Here is a 21,877-nt window from a genome sequence, read left to right as displayed (position 1 = left end):
TCGGTGGAGCGGTACGGCTACGCGCTGGACGCGCGCACATGCAGCTCCGGCAGGATCTCGACGCGGTGCCGGGGCCGCGCGGGGTCGGCGAGGCGCTGCGCGAGCAGCTCCACGGCCGCCGCGCCCACCGCGTGCTTGGGCGGCGCGACCGCGGTCAGGGGGATGTCGGCCAGCGCGGCGACCTCGTCGTCGTAGGCGACGATCGCCATGTCCTCGGGCACCTGGATGCCGCGCGAGCGCAGCCGCTGGAGGACGACGATGGCGTCGTGGTCGTTGTGCACGAGCGCGCCCTCCATCCGCCCGCCCGCGACGGTCTCGGTGAACTCGGCCAGCACGCGCTCGCGTTCGGCCGCGTCACCGCCCGGCGGCGGCAGCCGGAACAGGGCGTTGTCGTTGACCGGAAGACCGGCGTCGGCGAGTCCGGCCCGGTAGCCCTCCAGGACGAGCGAACTGTGCGGGCTGTCCTCGCGCAGCAGCAGACCGATCAGGATCCGGTCGGTGTCGGCCAGATGGCGTACGGCGATCCGGGCTCCGTGCGCATGGTCGGTGACCACCCGCTCGGCGCCGGTGTCGTGGTCGGGGCGCCGCTCGACCAGGACGTACGGGACCTTGAGCTCCGCAGCCGGCCAGTCGCGGGTGCCCTCCGGGCCGCACGGCGTGATCAGCAGGCCGTCGATGCCGTCGGTCAGCATCTGCCGCGCCTGGGCGCGTTCCTCGTCGGGGCTGTACTGGGAGATGCCCAGCACCAGGCGGATACCGCGCTCGGCCGCGGCCTCGCGGGCGCCCTTGATCACCTCGGGGTAGTAGTAGTCGGCGGCCGGCACGATCAGACCGACCACGAACTCCCGCCCCGGCATCCGGGTCGACGGGGCTCCGCGCTCCGTCGTGCCCGCCCGCTCCGGCCGGTTCTCCGGCAGGACCGCGCCCCCGTGCACTCGGGTGACCAACCCGCGTTCGGCCAGCGCCTCCACATCACGGCGGATCGTGATCGGTGAGACATTGAGCTCCGTGGCCACATCGGTGACCCTGATCGATCCCCGCTCGCGCACCCTGTGGAGGATCTCCAGGTGCCTTTCCTCGGCATGCACGGTGACCGGGCTCCCCTCGTCATCGGTCGTCGTCCGGGCTGACCTGGAGTCTAGTGCCCATCTGATCGAATGTGAACGTTTATGCTCGAACAATCAATTCGAGCGCGGAACGCACACTTCATTGCTGCACTGTGTGCGCTTGTGTTAGAAACCGCTCACCCTAGCGCGGAATCGGGCCCGACGACGCACCCCCATCCCTCTTCGGAGGTACCAGCGCATGCCCTCCTTCCTGCCGCGCCGCACCCTGCTGCGCGCCGCCCTCGCCACCTTGACCCCTCTCACCCTGACGGCCACCGGCACGGCCCACGCCGCCGACGCCTACGACACGCTCCGCCTGAGATGGCGCGACCTCCTCCTCGGCACCGGCTACGACCCCACCACCGAGCCCTACAAGACCCGGCTCGCCGCACTCGGCGCCACCGCGGCCGACCTGCGCGCCACCATGAACCCCACCTCCGGCTCGCTGTGGCCCGACCTGGTCTACGCCGACCCGGAACCCGACACCGACAGCGAGTCCTACACCTACTCCGGCAACCTCGGCACCAGCTACAACCGCCTGCGCACCCTTGCCGAGGCATACGCCCAGCCCGGAACCGGCCTCACCGGCGACGCGGGCGTGCTGGCCGACCTCCTCAGGGGCCTCGACCACCTCCACGACGAGGCGTACAACGCCGGCCAGACCCGCTACGGCAACTGGTGGAACTGGCAGATCGGCATCCCCCAGGCGCTGCTGGACATCAGCACCTTCCTCCACGACCACCTCGGCGCCACCCGCATCGCCGACTGGACAGCGGCCGTCGACCACTTCGTCCCCGACAGCGCGGTCGCCAACTACACCGGCACCTCGACCGGAGCCAACCGGGTCGACCTGTGCCGCGTCCTCGCCCTGCGCGGCGTCATCGGCAAGAACCCCGCCAAGATCACCCTCGCGAGGGACGCCCTCAGCCCCGTCTTCCCGTACGTCACATCGGGCGACGGCCTCTACGCCGACGGCAGCTTCATCCAGCACACCTACGTCCCCTACGCCGGCACCTACGGCGCGGTCATGCTCGGGGGACTGTCTCTCCTCTTCGCCCTGTTGAAGGGATCGACCTGGGAAGTCACCGACCCCAAGCGGCAGATCATCCTCGACTCGGTCGAAAAGGCGTACGCACCCTTCCTGTTCAACGGCCTGGTCATGGACGGTGTCTCCGGTCGGGCGATCAGCCGTGGCGTGTCCAAGAGCGATACACGCGCGATCCTCCAGGACGACCATCTGCGCGGTCATTCGATCATCGCCTGCGTCGCACTGCTCGCCCAGAGTGCCTCCACCGCCGAACGAACACGCTGGGAAGGAATGATCAAGGGTTGGATCGGTCGTGACTACTACCGACCGATCCTCACCTCCGACGCCCTCGGCGTCGCCCAGCTCGCCCGCCTCAAGACCATCGCCGACTCCACGGCCGGCGCCACCCCCGAGCCCACCGGCCACCGTCTCTTCCCCGCCATGGACCGCGCCGTCCACCGCAGACCCGGCTGGGCCGCCGCCGTCTCCATGGCCTCGCACCGCATCACCCACTACGAGAACGGCAACGGCGAGAACCTCCACGGCTGGCACACCGGTTCCGGAATGCTCTACTGGTGGGGCGACACCTACGGAAACGGCCAGTACAGCGACAGTTTCTGGCCCACCGTCGACCCGCTGCGCCTGCCCGGCACGACCGTCTCCCGCAAGGCACTCGCCGACGGAGAGGGCGGCGCCTGGGGCGCCCCCCGTCCCGACGTGCGCTGGGTCGGCGGCGCCACCGACGGCACGTACGCCGCCGTCGGCCAGTACCTCAAGGGCCTGTCCTCCACCCTGCTGGCCAAGAAGTCCTGGTTCTTCCTCGACGACACGATCGTCTGCCTCGGCGCCGGCATCCACGGCCGCGACGGCACCGGCGTCGAGACGATCGTCGACAACCGCAACCTCGGCGCCGGCGGCACCCACGCCCTCACCGTCGACGGCACCGTCCAGCCCACCACGCTCGGCTGGACCGCCACCCTCACCGGCACCCGCTGGGCCCACCTCGCCGGATTCGGCGGCTACGTCCTCCTCGGCGGCGCCACCCTCAAGGCCAAGCGCGAGGCCCGCACCGGCGCCTGGTCGGACATCAACACCGGCGGCACCACCACCCCCGTCACCCGCCGCTACCTCACCCTCTGGCTCGACCACGGCACCGACCCCACCTGGGCCGACTACGCCTACGCCGTCCTGCCCGGCGCCACCGGCGCGCAGACCGCCGCCCGCGCCGCCGACACCGGCCGGATCACCGTCCTCGCCAACACGAACGAACTCCAGGGCATCCGCGTCCCCGCCCTCGGCTACACCGGCGTCAACTTCTGGCTCGCCGGCACCGCGGGAGACGTCACCGCGGGCGCGCCCGCCAGCGTCATGATCCGCGAGAGCGCGGGCTCGGCGACCGTCTGCGTCTCCGGCCCGCTGCGCGACGGCGCGACCATCGACCTCACCTGGAACCGTCCGGTGTCCGCGGTGACGTCGAAGGACTCCACGGTCCAGGTGCTCGGCACCGGCGCCGCCCTCACCCTGCGGATCACGCCCGGCACCCTCGGCGCCGTGCACAAGGCGGTGGTCACCCTGGCCTGAACGGGGCCGGACGGTCCGAGCCGCGCCGGACCGCCCGAGCCCAGCCGACCAGACCCTTACGTGTCACACTCCAACACCGTCCGGCACAACCCGCACCGCGCCCGCACCCGCCCCCGCACCGGCACCCCGATTCGCTGATGGCAGGTGGGGCACGGGAAGGACACCCGCAGCGCACCCGGCTCCTGCGGAGTGAAGGCGTACGGCACATCCGGCGCGGCGACCGGGACCTGCCCGGGCCCACGCCACCGTTCCTGGGCATGCCGCCGGTCGCGCGCATAGCGGCGGCGGCCCACCCAGCCCGCCGCCGTCAGCGGAGGCTGCTGCTCGTCCCGCCGGGCCCGTGCCATCCCCTTCTCATAGGCCGAGTACGCCTGCGCGCTGGTGAACCAGATCGAAGGATCCTCACCGAACACCGATGACCGTTTGGCCAGGACGTAACCGAACTCCTCCGGCGTGAGATACCCCAGTTTCTGCGACGATGTCCCGTTCTCCCGGTAGGCGTCCAGCAGCAGCCAACCCGCGCCCAGATAGGTGGTCGCCGTGTCCGTGAGGATCTCGTTGTCCCGCGTACCGGCGAACGACAGATCGAGTCTGTGCAGATAGACATGCATGATCTCGTGCGCGAGCGCCGCTCCGATGTCCCGGCGATGCGTGCGAAAACGCTCATTGAGCTCGACGAAGTACTCCGGACCCGCGGTCAGTTCGACATTCGCCGCGTGCGTCATCTCACGAAAACTCACGATCATTCGAGCATCCGGCAGCCGAAAGTGCCGCACGAGTTCGTGTGCGACCCGCTGCGTGCCCAGGTACAGATCGTCCGTGTCGCAGAACGCCACATCGGCCGGGGCCACACTCGTCGCGAACGTCTGCACCGTGTCGTACGACAGCCGCCGATACAGCGCGGTGATGGCGGCCCGCACCGTCTCCAGATGTGGGTAGCCGTGCTCGACCGGCCCGCCGTTCGCCACGCCCGTACCCCCAAGACGCCTGAACCCGATTCCACTCTACGAGGAGAGTGACGGTTTGCCCCAGGCGAGGCGGGCGGCCGGGGCGGGCGGAAATGCGCCGGCACCGGCCGCCCGGCCAGCGGGGCCCCTTGGTCGCGCCCCACCCACCGCTGGCATACTCCGACCCCATGACCGGTGATCACGACTTCACGCTCCGCGTGGGCGGCCAGGACGACGCGCTCGAGAAGCTCCTCGATCAACAGCTGACGGCCTTCAACGACCGGGCGACCGGCGCCGGTACGCCCGAGGAGTTCAGCGTGGCCGTCACCGACGCCGACGGGGCGACGGCCGGCGGGCTCACCGGCTGGGTCTGGGGCAGCCTGTGCGCCGTGGACATGCTGTGGGTCCGCGAGGACGCACGCGGCACCGGACTGGGCGGCCGCCTCATGCGGGCCGCGGAGGAAGAAGGCGTGCGCCGTGGCTGCACCGACATGATCGTCTCGTCCTTCACCTTCCAGGCCCCCGACTTCTACCGCCGCCTCGGCTTCCGCGAGACCGGCCGCACGGATGGGATCCCCGGCGGACACCAGGACGTCCACCTGCACAAGACGATCGGAAACTGAACACAACCGAGCAGACGCGCAGGCGGCAGGCCCCGTAGACGCACAGACGACGCACAGACGACAGGCCGCCCGCAGGCCCGCAGACGCATAGGCACGCGCACGCGTAGGCCCGCGCACGCACTGCCGACCGATCAGGTCCAGGTCAGCGCACAAGGCCCAGACGCCCAAAGCCCGAGCAAGAGGAACAGCATCCCGAGCGCGTGGGCGCACACGCGCCCGCCCATGCGCCCGTCACCTCGCGCCTGGCAGGATCCGGCCACAGCCCACGCCGCCGCGCCCCGCACACCGCCGCCGACCGCGCCTCCGGCCTCCGCCCAGGCGCCCGATTCGGCCAGCGGCCCCGCTCCCACCCCGTGCGCCGGTGATCCGACCCCCGCCCCCCACGTAGGGTGGACGCTCATGACCACCAGCAACAACGGAACCGGTGAGGTCGACCCCGCCGTGCGCGAGGAGCTCGCCCGGCTGCGCGAGAGCATCGACAACATCGACGCGGCCGTCGTCCACATGCTCGCCGAGCGCTTCAAGTGCACCCAGCAGGTCGGTCACCTCAAGGCCGTCCACCAGCTGCCGCCCGCCGACCCGGCCCGCGAGGCACGTCAGATCGCCCGGCTCCGCACGCTCGCCGAGAACGCCAAGCTCGACCCGGCCTTCGCGGAGAAGTTCTTGAACTTCATCATCGCCGAGGTCATCCGCCACCACGAACGCATCGCCGAGGACACCGTCAACGGTCACACCGCCCCGACGAGCTGAACCGGCAGCCCCTCCGGGCGCGAGACCGCGCCCGGCGCACGCCCCGCCGGGCGAGGCAGACGCCCGGCGCCGCAGCACACCTCGAGCCGCGCACCACCCGAGCCGCGCACCACCCGAGCCGTGCACTCCCCGCCGCCCACAGGCACGGCGCGCCGGCCCGGGACCACCCCCGGCGGACCCAGTGGGAGGGAGGTCCGGCCATGGCGTCGGACGCCACGATCCTCATCGTCCACGACCACGAGGACACGCTGTACGCACTGGAGAGTGCCCTCGCCCCGCTAGGCCACCGCCTCACCCGCGCCACCAGCGACGACGAGGCCCTCAAACAGGTGCTGCGCGGCCGGGTCGGCCTGCTGCTCCTCGACGTCCGCACACCCGGCGCCGAGGGCCTTGAGGTGGTGCGCTACATGCGCCGCCTGGAGCTGACCCAGCACATTCCGGTCGTTCTGCTCACCGGCTTCGGCCAGGACCACGAACTGACCACCGCGGCCTTCGGACTCGGCGTCGCCGACCTGATCCCCAAACCCGTCGACCCCTGGTCCCTGCGCACCAAGGTCCGCTACCTCTACGACGCCCACCAGCGCCACCTCGCCCTGGAACGGCAACTGCGCGAACTGCGCGCCCAGGTCGGGCCGCTCGCCGCACCGCCGCCATCCCCGCCGACCCGAGTCCCGCCGCAACGCGAGCCCCGCAGCACGGCCGCACCCGACCGGACGTAGCGAACACTTACCGCGCAGACGAACATCACCGGCGCGCACGAACATCACCGGGCGCACGAACACGCCCGGCACACGCGCGCGGCAAAACGAAACCCACCATGCATACGAGCACAAACCCCACGAACGAGCATCTGCCGCGCATACGAGCATGCCCCGCCTGAACGAACACATACTCCACAAGCGCCCACGCCCTCCGCCTGAACGAACACACCCTCCACAAACACCCACGCACCACCCGAACGAACACCGCCCCGCACGCAAACACCGCCCCGCACACCCAAACGCCCACCACCCGAGAAACACCCGCCGCCCACCCAAAACACACACCCCAGGGACGAACACCCAGCGCCCCCACAGGCGCACACCGAAACCCGCACGCCGTGTCACGGACCGCTCACGAACCGAACCGCCCCTGTGCCCGCTCCGAGCCATCAGGCAGCATGTCCACCATGTCCGTACTCACGCGCGACGAAGCGCAGACCCGTGCCCAGCTCCTCGACGTCCACCGCTACCGCGTCGACCTCGACCTCACCACCGGCGACGACACCTTCGACTCCCGCACCCGCATCACGTTCTCCGTGCGCGAAGGCCAGGACCGTACGGACACCTTCGTGGAGCTCAAGCCCGCCGTACTGCGCTCCGCCACCCTCGACGGACAGCCCCTCGACCCGGACAGCCTCGACGACAACCGGCTGCCCCTGAAGAACCTCACCCCCGGCGAGCACGAACTGATCGTCGACACCGCCATGCGCTACTCGCGCACCGGCGAGGGCATGCACCGCTTCACCGACCCCACCGACGGCGAGACCTACCTCTACACCCAGCTGTTCCTCGACGACGTCCAGCGCGTCTACGCGGCCTTCGACCAGCCCGACCTCAAGGCGGTCTTCGAGCTGACCGTCAAGGCCCCCGAAGGCTGGACCGTCCTCGCCAACACGGTCACCGAACACCTCGGCGACGGCCGCTGGAAGGCCGCGCCGACCCCGCTGATCTCCACGTACCTCGTCGCCGTCGCGGCGGGCCCCTGGCACTCCGTACGCACCGAACACCGGGGACTGCCCTTCGCCCTGCACTGCCGCCGCTCGCTCGCGCCCTACCTCGACGCGGACGCCGACGAGATCCTCGACGTCACGCGCGCGTGCTTCGACCGCTACCACGAGAAGTTCGACGAGCCGTACCCGTTCGACTCCTACGACCAGGCGTTCGTGCCCGAGTTCAACGCCGGCGCCATGGAGAACCCGGGCCTGGTCACCTTCCGCGACGAGTTCGTCTACCGCTCCGCCGTCACCGACGCCGAGCGCCAGACGCGCGCCATGGTGATCGCGCACGAGATGGCCCACATGTGGTTCGGCGACCTGGTCACCCTCAGGTGGTGGGACGACATCTGGCTGAACGAGTCCTTCGCCGAGTACATGGGCTACCAGACCCTCACCGAGGCCACCCGCTTCACCGACACCTGGACCGACTTCGGCGTCGTCCGCAAGGGCTGGGGCTACGACGCCGACCAGCGCCCCTCCACGCACCCGGTGGCCCCCGAGGCCGTCGACGACACCGCCTCCGCGCTGCTGAACTTCGACGGCATCTCCTACGCCAAGGGTGCCTCCGCGCTGCGCCAGCTCGTCGCCTGGCTCGGCGAGAAGGACTTCCTCACCGGCATCAACAACCACTTCGCCCGGCACAAGTTCGCCAACGCCACCCTCGCCGACTTCATCGACTCCCTCGCCGCCGCCACCGACCGCGACGTCCACGCCTGGGCCGACGCCTGGCTGCGCACCACCGGAGTCGACAAGCTCACCCCCCGCATCACCTCCGGCGAGAACGGCACCTGCGCCCTCACCGTCGACCGCGTCGGCGACCGCCCCCACCACATCGCCGTCGGCCTCTACGACCGCGACCTCACCGACAACGGCCGCCTCGCCCTGCGCGAACGCCTCGACCTCGACATCCCCCACACCACCCCGCTGCCCCTCGGCAAGCCGCCCGCCCTGCTGCTGCTCAACGACGGCGACCTGAGCTACGCCAAGATCCGTTTCGACCCCGAGTCCTTCGAGACCCTGCGCACCAGCCTGTCCGGCCTGCCCGAACCCCTCACCCGCGCGGTCGTCTGGAACGCCCTCAGGGACGCCGTGCGCGACGGCGAACTCCCGCCCGCCGCCTACCTCGACACCGCCCGCGCCCACCTCCCGCACGAGACCGACCTCGCCCTCGTCCAGGGCGTCCTCGGCTTCGCCGCCACCCAGATCACCGACCGGTACCTCACCCCGGACGCCCGCCCCGTCGCCCAGTCCACGCTCAGCGCCCTGTGCCGCGACCTCATCCGCCGCACCGAGGACGGCGACCACCCCGGCCTGCGCCTGATCGCCGTACGCCACTTCATCGACGTCGCGGTCCAGCCCGAGGCCATCGCCACCTGGCTCGCCGACGGCACCGTGCCCGGCGGGCCCGAACTCGACCCCGAGCTGCGCTGGCGCATCCTGGAGCGCCTCGCCGTCCTCGGTGCCACCGACGAGGCCGCCATCGCCGCCGAACTCGAACGCGATCCCAGCGCCACCGGCCAGGAGGGCGCCGCCCGCTGCCGCGCCGCCCTGCCCGACGCCGGGGCGAAGGCACGCGCGTGGGAGGCCATGTTCGGCAGCGACGACCTGTCCAACTACCTGTTCACCGCCACCGCCCAGGGCTTCTGGCAGCCCGAACAGGCCGATCTCGTACGGCCGTACATCCCGCGCTACTACCAGGACGCCGTCGCCCTCGCCGACCGCCGAGGCCCCGCCATCGCGGACGCCGCCGGCCGCTGGGCCTTCCCCACGCACGCCGTCGACACCGAGACGCTGCGCCTGGGCGAACAGTGCCTGAAGGACGCCGAGCCCATCCCCGCCCTGCGCCGCAAGCTCGTCGACCAGCTCGACGACCTCGCCCGCGCCCTGCGGGTGCGCGGCGAGATGTAGCGGGGCGCCAAGCGCAACAGGGGCCGCTGACAACGGCGGGCATCTCGCCCAACAGCGGCCCCAACAGCAGCCGTCCAAGCAACTGGCGCGCCAGCAACAACAGCCGCGCCGGCAACTCGCGTCGCAGCAAGAACAGCCGCGCCGGCGAACAGCACACCGGCACCAGCAACATCCGCCGCCCCAAAGGCAACACCCCTACGACGGTGGCGGGCCGACCCCGACGGACCTCGGCCCGCCACCCCGCGCCACCCCACCCCCGTACACCCGACACGCGATTCCCGCACGGAAGTACCCCCTTTCGGGTTCCGATCGTTGGGCTTTCCGGACGCGCCACCCCATCCCGGTACAAGCTGGGAGACCCCGTGACGCGGCCGAGGAGGAAGCCCATGAGCACGCCACCCCTCGCCTCGGGCCCGGAAGGCCCCGGCGCCCTGCGGCCGTTGCTCGACACCGTCCTCGACGCCCTCGACGCGGGCCGCCGCGCCCGCGGAGGCCCCCTGCCCGCGGGCGGCCCCACCGCCGTCGCCGCACGGCTGAACGCCGCCGTCGGCGACGTACTGCCCGACAGCCCGCACCCCGACGCCCTGCACACCGTCGTCCGCGCCCTCGCCGAAGGCTCCGCCGATCCGGCCGACCCCCTGTGCGCCGCCCACCTGCACTGCCCGCCCCTCGCCGTCGCCACCGCCGCGGACCTCGCCGCCAGCGCCCTCAACCCCTCCCTCGACTCCTGGGACCAGGCCCCCGCCGCCTCCGCCCTCGAAGCACTCGTCACCCGCACGGTGGCCGACCAGGTCTTCCCCGGCCGCGCGGGCGACGCCCTCGTCACCACGGGCGGCACCGAGGCCAATCAACTCGCCCTGCTCCTCGCCCGCGAGGCACACGGCGGAAGCGTCCAGCTGTTCTGCGGAGCGAACGCTCACCATTCGCTCATGCGCGCAGCCTGGCTGCTCGGACTACCCGAACCGATCATCGTGCCCGCCCCCGCCGGCACCCTCGATCCCGCCGCGCTGGACGCCGCCCTGGACAGCGTCACCGGCCCCCGCCTCGTCGCCGCCACCGCCGGAACCACCGACGCCGGCCTCATCGACCCGCTCCCGGAGATCGCCGCCCTCTGCCGCGCCCACGGCACCCGGCTCCACATCGACGCCGCCTACGGCGGAACCCTGCTGTTCAGCGACCGCCGCCGCACGCTGCTCGACGGCCTCGACGCCGCCCACACCGTCACCCTGGACCTGCACAAACTCGGCTGGCAGCCGGTCGCCGCCGGCTTCCTCGCCGTACGCGACCCGAGCGACCTCACCGCACTGCACCAGCGCGCCGACTACCTCAACGCCGACGACGACACCGAAGCGGGCCTGCCCGACCTCCTCGGCCGCTCCCTGCGCACCACCCGCCGCCCCGACATCCTCAAGACGGCGGTCACCCTCAAAACGCTGGGCCGCAGCGGACTCGGCGCACTCGTCGACGCCGTGTGCGAACGAGCAGAAGAGTTCGCCGACCTGATCACCGCGCACCCCGGCTTCGAACTCCACGACCGGCCCACCATCAGCACGGTCCTCTTCCGACCCGTGCACGCCGACGACACCACTGTCGCCGCCGTACGCCGCCGCCTGCTCACCGACGGCCACGCGGTGCTCGGCCGCGCCCACCGCGGCGGCCGCCTCTGGCTCAAGGCCACCCTGCTCCATCCCCACACGCGGCCCGAGGACCTGGCCGCACTGCTCAAGCTCGTGGAAGGACACGCCACGCCATGAACCACCCCCCACACCCCGACGGCGACAGCCCACGCGACCTCGTCGGCATCGGCATCGGCCCCAGCAACCTCTCCCTCGCCGCCCTCGCCCACCCCCTCGCCGAACTCGACGCCGTCTTCTACGAACAGCGCCCCACCTTCGACTGGCACCCCGGCCTGCTCATCGACGGCGCCACCATCCAGGTGCCCTTCCTGGCCGATCTGGTCACCCTCGCCGACCCCGCCAGCCCCTGGAGCTTCCTCAACTACCTCAAGACGCGCGAGCGGCTCTTCCCCTTCTACTTCGCCGAGCGCTTCCACATCCACCGCGCCGAATACGACGCCTACTGCCGCTGGGTCGCCGAAAACCTCCCCGGCCTGCGTTTCCACCACCAGGTCGACGCCGTCCGCTTCAACCCCGAACGCGATGTGTTCGAAGTCGACTACACCCAGCTCGACAACGACGGCGAAGCCGAGGCCCTCGGCCGCACCACCACCAAGAACATCGTCCTCGGCATCGGCACCGAGCCGTACGTCCCCGAGCCGCTGAAGCCCCTCGCCGACGCGCCCGGCGTCCCCGTCCTGCACGCCGCCGACTACCGCGACCACCGTGAGGCGCTGCTCAAGGCCGAGCACGTCACCGTCATCGGCTCCGGACAGTCAGGCGCCGAGATCTTCCTCGACCTGCTCCGCAACCGCCCACCCGGCCGCGAGAAGCTCCACTGGATGGGCCGCAGCTCCGCCTTCGCGCCCATGGAGTACTCCAAGCTCGGCCTGGAACACTTCACGCCCGACTACACCCGCTACTTCCACGCCCTGACCGAACCCGTCCGCGACGGGCTCGTCGCCTCCCAATGGCAGCTCCACAAGGCCATCGACGCCGGCACCATCGCCGCCATCCACGACGAGCTCTACCGCCGCACCCTGCACGGCGGCTGGCCCGACACGGTCCTCACCCCCGGCGTCCACGTCCGCACGGCCGGACGCATCGCCACCACCAAGGTGGAGCTCCACCTCGAACACCTCCAGCAGGGCACCCGCAGCCGCCTCACCACCGACGCCGTCGTCCTCGCCACCGGCTACCGCGAACGCCCCCTCGGCCGTCTCCTCGCCGCCCTCGACCCCTACCTGCGCCGCGACAGCAGCGAACGCCCCCGTGTCGACGAGCAGTTCCGCCTCGTCCTCGACCCCTCCGTCAGCGGCGCCGGCTGCTCGATCTACGTCCAGAACGCCGAACGTCACACCCATGGAGTCGGCGCCCCCGACCTCGGCCTCGCCGCCTGGCGCAGCGCCACCATCCTCAACACCCTCACCGGCAAAGAGCCCTACCCCCTGCCCACCCGTACCGCCTTCACCACCTTCGGCCTGGAACAGCGGCAGCCCCAGATCCCGCCCGCACGACAGCCGAGGGCACTCACACCCCTCGCGGACGGAATCTGAGGCTACGCTCAGACCCAGACGCTCAAAGCGACAAACGATCAGAACACCGGCGTGCCCTCACGCGTCAGCCTCCAGTCCACCGACGCGAAGTCCTTCGGGTCCAGCACACCCTTCGCGGTCACCCACTCCGCGATCCGGGTCCGGATCTCCGTCGACTCCGACCACAGCTCCTGGGCCGAGGCGACGTGCGGGAACGCCCCGCCGCCGTTCGCACGGTAGTTGTTCACCGCGAACACGAACTTCTGCGCGTCGTCCAGCGGAGCACCGTTGTACGTGAGCTTCTTGATCCGCGAACCCGCCGGCTGGGCGATGTCGATCTCGTACGACAGCCCCGACACGTAGTCGTAGTTGTAGTCCGGGCGGTTGTTCGCGTTCGTCAGCTTCGCCACGTCCACCGGCGCGCCGGCCGGCGTCTGCACGAAGTACTCCGCCGAGTACTCCAGGTACGCCTTGAGCTGCGCGCCCGTCATCAGCTTCGCGACCAGCGTGTTGTCGTACACGTACAGGCTCGACAGATCCCGGATCGTCACATCGCCGGCCGGGATCCCCGAGGTCCGGGAGAACGGCGATGCCTGCGAGATCACCGGCAGCGCGGCATGCTCGGTTCCGGCCAGCGCCGCCTTGACGACGTCCTCCTGAACCTTTGTGATCAGATCGATGATCGGAGCGTCCTTGTAGCGCGCTTCGACCGTCGTGAGCGTTTCCGTGGCCTTGCCGACCACCTGGTTCACATACGCCACGACGATCTCGTGCTCGGCCTCCAGCAGCCGGGTGATCTCCGGGTCGTCGGCGACCGTCTTCGAGTCGCGCACCGTCGCCGCGACCGACTCCACCGTCCACCGGCCCTTGGCGAACACCAGCTCGATGTCGAACAGCGACAGACGCTGCGCGTAGCACAACGGCTCCGAAAGGATCACCGTCCTGCCCGTCTGCTCGTTCGTCACCTTCAGCTCGGCGATCTCCGTGTGCGCGTGACCCACCAGGATCGCGTCGATGCCGGGCACCTTCTGCGCGACGAGCGCCGAGGAGTTCTCGATGTACGGCAGCTGGTCACCGTAGGACGACGTGCCCGAGGAGCCGGAGTGCGCCGACACGATCACCACGTCCGCGCCCATCGACCGCAGCTTCGGCACCCACTTCGCCGCCTGCTCCTCCAGGCCCGGGAACGTCATCTTGCCCTGCACGTACGCCTTGTCCCAGATGGCGATGCCGGGGTTGGTCAGACCGAGCACGGCGACCTTGACCGGCGGAGCGCCCTTCACCCGGAACGTCTTGATGAAGTAGGGCGGGAAGGCCGGCTTCAGCGTCTTCGCGTCCAGCGCGTTCGCACCCAGCAGCGGGAAGTCGCACTGCTCCTCGAACTTGCGCAGCGTCTCGATGCCGTAGTTGAACTCGTGGTTGCCGAGCGCCACCGCGTCGTAGCCGATGGCGTTCATCGCCTGCGCCATGGGGTGGACCGGACCGCCCGGCGCCGTGATCGGGTCGACCTTCGCGTAGTAGTAGGTCAGCGGCGTGCCCTGGATCGTGTCGCCCGCGTCGATCAGCAGCGTGTTCTCCCGGCCCTTCTCCTGCCGCACCTGCTCGATCAGCGTCGCCACCCGGGCCAGACCCTTGGCGTTGCCCTTGGCGTCGGAGTAGTCCGCGTTCTTGAAGTAGTCCCAGTTGAAGATGTTGCCGTGCAGATCGGTCGTGCCCATCACCGTGAGCGAGTACCGTTTGGCCGGCCGGGGGCCCTTGCGCGCCTCCACGGCCTCGGCCGCCGGAGCCGCCGCGGCACCCGCCAGCGCCACCCCCGCCCCGGTCACGGCGGACTTCTTCAGGAACTTCCGGCGGTCCAACGCCATGTCGAACTCTCCTCGGCCAGCGAGACAACGATCAAACGAACACGAGACGCGTGCACAACGCGCGTAGATTTCGAAACACGCGTGGATAACGCGCGTAGATTCTGACCCGCCCACCCCGACCGGCAATAGACCTCGCAGGTTGCGATTGAGTGACCTGGCCGGTGCAGGAGGGGCATTGACCAGGGCGAGCGGTGACAGAGTGGGACGTATGACCCCGCCTGAAGGAGCCACCCCCCGACCCCCCGTCCCCTACGGCACCCCCGAGGCCCCCCGTCTCGCCGTACGTGGTGAGGCCCACCTCGAAGTCGATCCCGAGATCGCCCGCATCGGCATCACCGTCAGCGCCCGCGGCCGCGACCGCCGCTCCGCGCTCGACGACCTGACCCGCCGCAACACCGCCGTCCTCGATCTCGTCAAGTCCTACGGCGACGCCGTCGAACGCCTGGAGACCGGCGCCTTCTCCATCAGCCCCGAACTCACCCGCCACGGCCGCGGCGAGCGCGTCCGCACCTACCACGGCGCCGTCCGCATCACCGCCGAACTCACCGACTTCACCGCCCTCGGCGAGCTCACCACCCGCCTCGCCGACCATGACCTCACCCATGTCGACGGCCCCTGGTGGACCCTGCGCCCCGACTCGCCCGCCCACCGCGAGGCCCGCCGCCAGGCCGTACGCGAGGCCGTCCAGCGCGCCCGCGACTACGCCGACGCCCTCGGGGCCACCCTCGCCGCCCTCGTCGAACTCGCCGACATCGGCGCCGAGGACCCCGCCCACCACCCACCCGCCCCCGGCCGCATGCGCTCCGCCGCCTACGCCATGGCCGCCGAGGCCGACACCGCGGCCGCACCCCTGGACCTCGAACCCGAGCGCCAGCACGTGTACGCGGCGGTCAACGCGCGGTTCACGATGAACCCACCACGGCTCTAGCGCCCTCCCGTAGGAATTCATGCACCGAAGCGGAATTCGAATGGAGGACGGAATGCCGATCGCGCACCCCACGAGAATGCTCATCAGAGCGGGCCGCCGCACAATTCAGCACTTGTCAACACCCCTTCATTCAAAGGTTGTTGAGTGGTCACGCCCGGCCAATTCTCTACCCGTCGGTAAGGCATAGGGTCGGGCCATGCGCCGAGCAAAGATCGTCTGTACCCTGGGCCCCGCCACCGATTCGTACGACCAGATCAAGGCACTGGTCGAAGCCGGAATGGACGTCGCCCGCTTCAACCTCAGCCACGGCAGCCACGCCGATCACGAGGAGCGTTACCAGCGCGTCCGCAAGGCCGCCGACGAGACCGGCCGCAGCGTCGGCATCCTCGCCGACCTTCAAGGCCCGAAGATCCGCCTCGGCCGATTCGCCGAAGGGCCCGTACTCCTCGAACGCGGCGACACCTTCACCATCACCGTCGAGGACGGCGCCGAAGGCGACCGGGAGCAGTGCGGAACGACGTACAAGGGCCTCGCCGCCGATGTCGCAGCCGGTGAGCGCATCCTCGTCGACGACGGCAAGGTCTGCCTCCAGGTCACCTCCGTCGACGGCCCCCGCGTCCGCACCACCGTCGTCGAAGGCGGCATGGTCTCCGACAACAAGGGCCTCAACCTCCCCGGCGTCGCGGTCTCCGTGCCCGCCCTGTCCGACAAGGACGAGGAGGACCTCCGCTGGGCCCTGCGCACCGGATTCGACATCATCGCCCTGTCGTTCGTCCGCAGCGGACGCGATGTGGAGGACGTCCACCGCATCATGGACGAGGAGGGCCGTCGGCTCCCCGTCATCGCCAAGGTCGAGAAGCCCCAGGCCGTCGAGGCGATCGACGACATCGTCGCCGCCTTCGACGGCATCATGGTCGCCCGCGGAGACCTCGGCGTCGAGATGCCGCTCGAACAGGTGCCGATCGTTCAGAAGCGCGCGATCAAACTGGCCAAGCGCAACGCCAAGCCGGTGATCGTGGCGACTCAGATGCTCGACTCGATGATCGACAACTCACGTCCGACCAGGGCGGAGGCGTCCGATGTCGCCAACGCGGTGCTCGACGGCACGGACGCGGTGATGCTGTCCGGTGAGACGAGTGTCGGCAAGTACCCCGTGGAAACGGTCAGGACGATGGCCCGCATCGTCGAAGCGGCCGAGGAGGACATGCTGGCGAAGGGCCTGCCGCCGCTGACGGAACGGAACAAGCCCCGCACCCAGGGCGGCGCGGTCGCCCGCGCGGCGGCGGAGATGGGCGACTTCCTCGGCGCCAAGTTCCTGGTCGCGTGCAGCCAGTCCGGCGACACCGCCCGCCGCCTCTCCCGCTACCGCTCGCCGATCCCGCTGCTGGCCTTCACCCCCGACCCGGCGACCCGCTCCCAACTCAGCCTCACCTGGGGCGTGGAGACGTTCCTGGGCCCGAGCGTGGACTCCACCGACGCGATGGTCGACCAGGTCGACGAACTCCTGCAGAAGTACGGCCGCTGCCAGAAGGGCGACATGGTCGTCATCACGGCCGGCTCCCCGCCCGGGGTGTCGGGCACGACCAACATGGTCCGCGTCCATCGCATCGGAGAGGCGTCCGGGTGACACCTCGTCAGCGACCGAGCGCTGACGTCGTAGACCTGATGGAATGTCGTGCCGTCTGATCGTGATGTCGGGCATCTGATCGTGATGACGTGGTGTGATCGTGCTGACGTGGTCTGATCGGATGACATGCGTCTGATCGGGTGGCATGCGTCTGATCGGATCCCGTAAGTCTGATCGCTCGGTCGATCATTCGAAGAAAGCGATCGCTTCGGCGGACAGCGAAAAGCGGATGTTCACGAGAAGGGGAACATCCGCTGAATAATGGCGACCTTGGATTCGGAGGAAAAGTACCCCGGGTCGGATTCGAACCGACGCTGTATGGTGTTTGAGACCATTGCCTCTACCGCTGGGCTACCGGGGCTCCCTTTGAAATAAAGGACGACGGTCACCCGCCGTGCCCCCACCTTACCGCAGCTAGGTAGGCTCTTGTCAGCAGTACCCCTGCCCTGAACAAGGAGCCCCCGTGACCGCGCCCGAGTCGCCCCAGCCCGTAGACGCGCCCGACGACGACAAGTCGCACGTGCCTCCGCTGACGACCCGTGTCGTCATCGCCGAGGACGAGGCGCTGATCCGTCTCGACCTCAAAGAGATGCTGGAGGAGGAGGGCTACACGGTCGTCGGTGAGGCCGGCGACGGTGAGCAGGCGATCGAGCTGGCCCGGGAGCACAAGCCCGACCTCGTGATCCTCGATGTGAAGATGCCCAAGCTCGACGGCATCTCCGCGGCGGAGAAGATCACCGAGGAGTCCATCGCCCCGGTGCTGATGCTGACCGCCTTCTCGCAGCGCGACCTGGTGGAGCGCGCCCGCGACGCCGGTGCCATGGCGTACCTCGTCAAGCCCTTCAGCAAGAGCGACGTCGTCCCGGCGATCGAGATGGCCGTCTCGCGGTACACGCAGCTGAAGGAGCTGGAGAAGGAGGTCGCCGACCTCAGCCAGCGCCTGGAGACGCGCAAGCTGGTGGACCGGGCGAAGTCGATCCTCCAGACGGAGTACGGGCTGACCGAGCCGGCCGCGTTCCGGTGGATCCAGAAGACCAGCATGGATCGACGGATGTCGATGCAGCAGGTCGCCGAGGCGGTCATCCAGGACGCCGAGGAGAAGAAGGCCGCTAAGGCCGGCGACAAGGGCTGAACGCCCCGCGGACATGGCCGAGGCCCGCGCCCCCTGTGTACACCAGGGGCGCGGGCCTCAGTCACGTACGGGAGACCTCTAGTCCTCGCCGAGGTACGCCTTGCGCACCGACTCGTCGTGGAGCAGGTCCCGGCCCGTGCCCGAGAGGACGATCCTGCCGACCTCCATGACATGGCCGTGGTCCGCGAGGGACAGCGCGGCCTGGGCGTTCTGCTCGATGAGCAGGATAGTGGTGCCCTGGGACTTCAGCTCCTGGATGGTGGCCATGATCTTCTGCATCATGATCGGCGACAGGCCCATGGAGGGCTCGTCGAGCATCAGCAGCTTGGGCCGGGACATGAGCGCGCGGCCCATGGCCAGCATCTGCTGCTCACCGCCGGAGAGGGTGCCCGCGGCCTGCTTCCTGCGTTCCCCGAGGATGGGGAAGAGGTCGTAGGCGCGCTGGATGTCCTTCTCGATGCCTTCCTTGTCGTTGCGGAGGAAGGCGCCGAGGCGGAGGTTGTCCTCGATCGTCATCCGGGGGAAGATGTGCCGCCCCTCGGGGGAGTGGGCGAGTCCCAGGGAGACGACCTTGTGGGCGGGGACCTTCTTGAGCGACTTGCCGTCGAAGCGGATGTCGCCGGAGACCGGCTGGAGCAGCCCGGAGAGGGTGCGCAGGGTGGTGGTCTTGCCGGCGCCGTTGGTGCCGATGAGGGTGACGACCTCGCCCGCGTCGACCTTGAACGAGATGCCCTTGACGGCCTCGATCTTGCCGTAGGCGACCCTGAGGTCCTCGACCTCCAGCAGTGCGGTCACTTGTCGTCCCCTTCCGTGGTGCTCTGCGCGTCGGCCTCCGCGGCCTCGACCTCGGCGGCCTCCTCCGTGCCCGGTGCGCCCTCGAAGGGCTCACCGAGGTAGGCGGCGATGACGCGCTCGTCGGCCTGGACGACCTCCGCGGGGCCCTCGACGATCTTCTCGCCCTGGACGAGCACGGCGACCCGGTCGCAGAGGTTCATGATGAACCGGATGTCGTGCTCGATGACGAGGACGGCGATGCCCTGGTCGCGGATGGCGAAGATCAGCTCTTCGGCCGCCCGGGTCTCCTGCGGGTTCATGCCCGCGGTGGGCTCGTCGAGCAGCAGCAGACCCGGCTCGCTCGCGAGGGCTCGGGCGATCTCCAGCTTGCGCTGTTCGCCGTAGGGCAGGTTGCGGGCGAGGTGGTCGGCCTTGGCGGCGAGACCGGTGAACTCCAGGAGTTCCATGGCCCGTTCGCGGGACGCCTCTTCGGCCTTCTTGAAGCTGGGGAGGCGCAGGAGGGCCGACCACAGGCCCTCCTTGGTGCGGCTGTGCCGTCCGACCAGCACGTTCTCCAGAACGGTCATGTTGGCGAAGAGCCGGATGTTCTGGAAGGTGCGGGCGATGCCGGCCTGGGTGACCAGGTGCGGCTTGGGCGGCAGGACGGTGTCCTTGTACTTGACGGTGCCCTCGGTGGGGACGTACAGGCCGGTGAGGCAGTTGAAGAAGGTCGTCTTGCCGGCGCCGTTGGGTCCGATGAGGCCGACGATCTCGCCGGTGTTGACGGTGAGGTCGACGGAGCGTACGGCGGTCAGGCCGCCGAAGCGCATGGTGACACCCGTGGCGTCGAGGACCGTCGTGCTGGTGGTTGCGGTGGTGGTCATGGCGGTCACGCACCTGCCTTCGCGACGCCGGTCGCGCCCTCGGGCAGCGGCTTGTCCTCCGGTACGTCGAGCTGTCCGGTCTCGTGGAATTCGAGCTGCTTCCTGCGGTCGGCGACCAAGCCCTCGGGGCGGAAGCGCATGAGGAGCATGAGCGCGACACCGAAGAGGAGGAGCTGGTACTCCGCCATGAACTGGAGCTTGGCCGGGATCAGGTAGAGCAGCGCGGCGCCGATGAGCGGGCCGCTGATGGTGCCCATGCCGCCGAGGATGACGGCGGCGAGCAGGAAGGCCGAGTTGGGCGGCACGGAGCCGGCGAACTGGTACTGCTCGGGCGTCACGCTGTAGGAGACGTGGGCCTGGACGGTGCCGGCGAGGCCGGCGAGCGCGGCGCCGAGGGCGAAGGCGAGGAGCTTGAGGCGGAAGCCGTTGATGCCCATGGCGGTGGCGGCGGTCTCGTCCTCGCGGATGGCGACCCAGGCGCGGCCGATGCGGGATTCCGCGGAGCGGCGGAAGACCAGCACGACGACGGCCGTGAACAGCAGCATCAGCAGGTAGTAGTTGCCGGAGCGGGTGAGCTCGTGGCCGAGGACGTTGTGCGGCAGGCCCAGGTTGAAGCCGAAGATCTCCAGGTCGGGGATGTTCGGGATGCCGTTGGAGCCGTTGGTGACGTCCGGTCCGCTGTTGCCGTTCAGGTTGTTCATGGTGATGCGGAAGATCTCACCGAAGCCGAGCGTCACGATGGCGAGGTAGTCGCCGCGCAGCCGCAGGGTCGGTGCGCCGATCACCACGCCGAAGATCAGCGAGGCGGCCGCGCCGGTGAGGACCGCCGCCCAGAACGGGAACTCCACGCCGATGGTCGACTGGGGCGAGCCGGAGACCAGGGCGGCGGCGTAGGCGCCGACGCCGAGGAAGGCGACGTATCCCAAGTCAAGGAGGCCGGCGAGGCCGACGACGACGTTGAGGCCGAGAGCGACCGTGGCGAAGATCAGAATGTTCGCACCGATCAGGGCGAACTGATCGTTCGACTGAGTGAACGGGAAGCAGATCGCTGCGACGAACGCGGCCGCCATGGCCACGTTGCGGTGCTTGGCGGTCAGTGCCGACAGGCGCTTGAGGAGACCCGCGCGGGTGACGGCGGTGAAGCCGAAGCCCGCGATGATCAGGAAGCCGATGAAGAGCTCGGAGTACTCGGTGCCGATGCCGAACGCGAAGACGTACAGGCCGACGCCGAAGCCCGCGGCGATGATCAGGATCTCCGCCCAGGAGGGGAGTTCCCCGGCACGGCCCGGCTCGGGGGCCTTGAGCGCGTGGCGCAGGCGGACCCAGAGGTTGGGGTTCGGGTCGTGGGCGTCGTGGGGCAGGTCGGCGGGCAGGCCGAGGGCGCCGATCACGGCGACCAGGGCGCCGATGCCGGAGACCCAGGCGCCGGGTTCGAGGTTGACGAGGCCGCCGAGGGCGTCGCTGATGGCTCCCATGGCGTACCCGGTGGTGCCGAGGACACCGAGGGCGGCGAGCCGGACGGGGCTGTTCTTGCCGCCGGGGGTGAGCCAGCCCAGGCCCCGGATGCCGTAGCCGGCGAGGGCGAAGAGCAGCGTGAGCAGTGCCCCCACGAGCGTGAGCACCTGAAGGCCGCCCGGGTAGCCGGTGACGGTGAGGTTGCCGGGGAACTCTCTGGTCCAGGTCCAGGCCAGGAAGGTGCCGGTGAGGGCGACGGCCGAGCCGAGGACGGTGAGGGCGCGTGCCGCGGTCGGCGGCAGCGGGATGATCGGAGCGGCCTCGGTGGTGGAGACCTTGGTGGTGTCGGTGGTGTTGGTCATG

At 70.0% G+C, this 21,877-nt stretch carries 16 protein-coding genes and 1 tRNA gene; 10 read left to right on the top strand and 7 right to left on the bottom strand.

Features of this window, described 5'->3' with window-relative positions; genetic code table 11:
• Positions 1-17: 17 nt before the first annotated feature.
• Positions 18-1,088 (bottom strand): substrate-binding domain-containing protein, encoded by a 1,071-nt coding sequence (locus ACSU6M_RS08680; RefSeq protein WP_437068454.1) that lies wholly within the window; start codon positions 1,086-1,088, stop codon positions 18-20.
• A gap of 217 nt (positions 1,089-1,305) precedes the next feature.
• Here ACSU6M_RS08680 and ACSU6M_RS08675 point away from each other — a divergent pair, with 217 nt between their 5' ends.
• Positions 1,306-3,714: a polysaccharide lyase 8 family protein gene (locus ACSU6M_RS08675; RefSeq protein WP_437068452.1), complete on the top strand. Its 2,409-nt coding sequence runs from the start codon at positions 1,306-1,308 to the stop codon at positions 3,712-3,714.
• A 56-nt stretch (positions 3,715-3,770) separates the two neighbouring features.
• Here ACSU6M_RS08675 and ACSU6M_RS08670 read toward each other — a convergent pair whose 3' ends face one another.
• Positions 3,771-4,682 (bottom strand): hypothetical protein, encoded by a 912-nt coding sequence (locus tag ACSU6M_RS08670; RefSeq protein WP_437068450.1) that lies wholly within the window; start codon positions 4,680-4,682, stop codon positions 3,771-3,773.
• A 167-nt stretch (positions 4,683-4,849) separates the two neighbouring features.
• Between ACSU6M_RS08670 and ACSU6M_RS08665 the strand changes: the two genes are divergently transcribed.
• The 6 genes from ACSU6M_RS08665 to ACSU6M_RS08640 all read left to right on the top strand — a co-directional run bounded on the left by ACSU6M_RS08665 (position 4,850) and on the right by ACSU6M_RS08640 (position 12,870).
• The gene (locus ACSU6M_RS08665) at positions 4,850-5,284 is read left to right on the top strand and encodes a GNAT family N-acetyltransferase (protein WP_437068449.1); all 435 of its coding nucleotides are present in this window, start codon (positions 4,850-4,852) and stop codon (positions 5,282-5,284) included.
• 399 nt (positions 5,285-5,683) lie between these two features.
• Positions 5,684-6,034: a chorismate mutase gene (locus ACSU6M_RS08660; protein ID WP_437068447.1), complete on the top strand. Its 351-nt coding sequence runs from the start codon at positions 5,684-5,686 to the stop codon at positions 6,032-6,034.
• A gap of 200 nt (positions 6,035-6,234) precedes the next feature.
• Entirely contained in the window at positions 6,235-6,753 is a 519-nt protein-coding gene (locus ACSU6M_RS08655; RefSeq protein WP_437068445.1) for a response regulator, read from the top strand.
• Between the two features lie 449 nt (positions 6,754-7,202).
• On the top strand, positions 7,203-9,698 hold the full coding sequence (pepN, locus tag ACSU6M_RS08650) for an aminopeptidase N (protein ID WP_437068443.1): 2,496 nt from the start codon (positions 7,203-7,205) through the stop codon (positions 9,696-9,698).
• A 386-nt stretch (positions 9,699-10,084) separates the two neighbouring features.
• Positions 10,085-11,452 (top strand): pyridoxal phosphate-dependent decarboxylase family protein, encoded by a 1,368-nt coding sequence (locus ACSU6M_RS08645; protein ID WP_437068441.1) that lies wholly within the window; start codon positions 10,085-10,087, stop codon positions 11,450-11,452.
• Positions 11,449-12,870, top strand: a complete 1,422-nt coding sequence (locus ACSU6M_RS08640) for a lysine N(6)-hydroxylase/L-ornithine N(5)-oxygenase family protein (protein ID WP_437068440.1) — start codon at positions 11,449-11,451, stop codon at positions 12,868-12,870. The genes ACSU6M_RS08645 and ACSU6M_RS08640 overlap by 4 nt, the downstream gene beginning before the upstream one ends.
• Before the next feature lie 38 nt (positions 12,871-12,908).
• On the opposite strand, the gene ACSU6M_RS08635 is transcribed toward ACSU6M_RS08640, so the two are convergent.
• Positions 12,909-14,714: a bifunctional metallophosphatase/5'-nucleotidase gene (locus ACSU6M_RS08635; RefSeq protein WP_437068439.1), complete on the bottom strand. Its 1,806-nt coding sequence runs from the start codon at positions 14,712-14,714 to the stop codon at positions 12,909-12,911.
• 208 nt (positions 14,715-14,922) lie between these two features.
• Between ACSU6M_RS08635 and ACSU6M_RS08630 the strand changes: the two genes are divergently transcribed.
• Both ACSU6M_RS08630 and pyk read left to right on the top strand, forming a co-directional pair.
• On the top strand, positions 14,923-15,642 hold the full coding sequence (locus ACSU6M_RS08630; protein ID WP_437068438.1) for an SIMPL domain-containing protein: 720 nt from the start codon (positions 14,923-14,925) through the stop codon (positions 15,640-15,642).
• A 196-nt stretch (positions 15,643-15,838) separates the two neighbouring features.
• Positions 15,839-17,269 (top strand): pyruvate kinase, encoded by a 1,431-nt coding sequence (pyk, locus tag ACSU6M_RS08625; RefSeq protein WP_437068437.1) that lies wholly within the window; start codon positions 15,839-15,841, stop codon positions 17,267-17,269.
• A gap of 288 nt (positions 17,270-17,557) precedes the next feature.
• On the opposite strand, the gene ACSU6M_RS08620 is transcribed toward pyk, so the two are convergent.
• Positions 17,558-17,630 (bottom strand) — tRNA-Leu (locus tag ACSU6M_RS08620).
• A gap of 102 nt (positions 17,631-17,732) precedes the next feature.
• Between ACSU6M_RS08620 and ACSU6M_RS08615 the strand changes: the two genes are divergently transcribed.
• Positions 17,733-18,401 (top strand): ANTAR domain-containing response regulator, encoded by a 669-nt coding sequence (locus ACSU6M_RS08615; protein WP_437068435.1) that lies wholly within the window; start codon positions 17,733-17,735, stop codon positions 18,399-18,401.
• A 78-nt stretch (positions 18,402-18,479) separates the two neighbouring features.
• On the opposite strand, the gene ACSU6M_RS08610 is transcribed toward ACSU6M_RS08615, so the two are convergent.
• From ACSU6M_RS08610 to ACSU6M_RS08600, 3 genes are read right to left on the bottom strand one after another with little or no spacing between them, the layout of a single operon-like run.
• Complete coding sequence (locus tag ACSU6M_RS08610; RefSeq protein ID WP_437068434.1) at positions 18,480-19,196, bottom strand: ABC transporter ATP-binding protein; 717 nt, start codon at positions 19,194-19,196, stop codon at positions 18,480-18,482.
• Complete coding sequence (locus ACSU6M_RS08605) at positions 19,193-20,068, bottom strand: ABC transporter ATP-binding protein (RefSeq protein ID WP_437068432.1); 876 nt, start codon at positions 20,066-20,068, stop codon at positions 19,193-19,195. The genes ACSU6M_RS08610 and ACSU6M_RS08605 overlap by 4 nt, the downstream gene beginning before the upstream one ends.
• The gene (locus ACSU6M_RS08600) at positions 20,065-21,876 is read right to left on the bottom strand and encodes a branched-chain amino acid ABC transporter permease (RefSeq protein WP_437068430.1); all 1,812 of its coding nucleotides are present in this window, start codon (positions 21,874-21,876) and stop codon (positions 20,065-20,067) included. Before ACSU6M_RS08600 ends, ACSU6M_RS08605 begins: the two co-directional genes overlap by 4 nt.
• Position 21,877 lies beyond the last annotated feature (1 nt).

This window comes from Streptomyces sp. enrichment culture, from assembly GCF_964272895.1.
In the GTDB taxonomy this organism is placed as follows: domain Bacteria; phylum Actinomycetota; class Actinomycetes; order Streptomycetales; family Streptomycetaceae; genus Streptomyces.
This window is presented reverse-complemented; position numbering and strand designations above follow the sequence as displayed.

Coding starts and splice junctions, on each gene's coding strand:
- ACSU6M_RS08675 (WP_437068452.1), top strand. CDS start 1,306: ATGCCCTCCTTCCTGCCGCGCCGCACCCTGCTGCGCGCCGCCCTCGCC.
- ACSU6M_RS08665 (WP_437068449.1), top strand. CDS start 4,850: ATGACCGGTGATCACGACTTCACGCTCCGCGTGGGCGGCCAGGACGAC.
- ACSU6M_RS08660 (WP_437068447.1), top strand. CDS start 5,684: ATGACCACCAGCAACAACGGAACCGGTGAGGTCGACCCCGCCGTGCGC.
- ACSU6M_RS08655 (WP_437068445.1), top strand. CDS start 6,235: ATGGCGTCGGACGCCACGATCCTCATCGTCCACGACCACGAGGACACG.
- pepN (WP_437068443.1), top strand. CDS start 7,203: ATGTCCGTACTCACGCGCGACGAAGCGCAGACCCGTGCCCAGCTCCTC.
- ACSU6M_RS08645 (WP_437068441.1), top strand. CDS start 10,085: ATGAGCACGCCACCCCTCGCCTCGGGCCCGGAAGGCCCCGGCGCCCTG.
- ACSU6M_RS08640 (WP_437068440.1), top strand. CDS start 11,449: ATGAACCACCCCCCACACCCCGACGGCGACAGCCCACGCGACCTCGTC.
- ACSU6M_RS08635 (WP_437068439.1), bottom strand. CDS start 14,714: ATGGCGTTGGACCGCCGGAAGTTCCTGAAGAAGTCCGCCGTGACCGGG.
- ACSU6M_RS08630 (WP_437068438.1), top strand. CDS start 14,923: ATGACCCCGCCTGAAGGAGCCACCCCCCGACCCCCCGTCCCCTACGGC.
- pyk (WP_437068437.1), top strand. CDS start 15,839: ATGCGCCGAGCAAAGATCGTCTGTACCCTGGGCCCCGCCACCGATTCG.
- ACSU6M_RS08600 (WP_437068430.1), bottom strand. CDS start 21,876: ATGACCAACACCACCGACACCACCAAGGTCTCCACCACCGAGGCCGCT.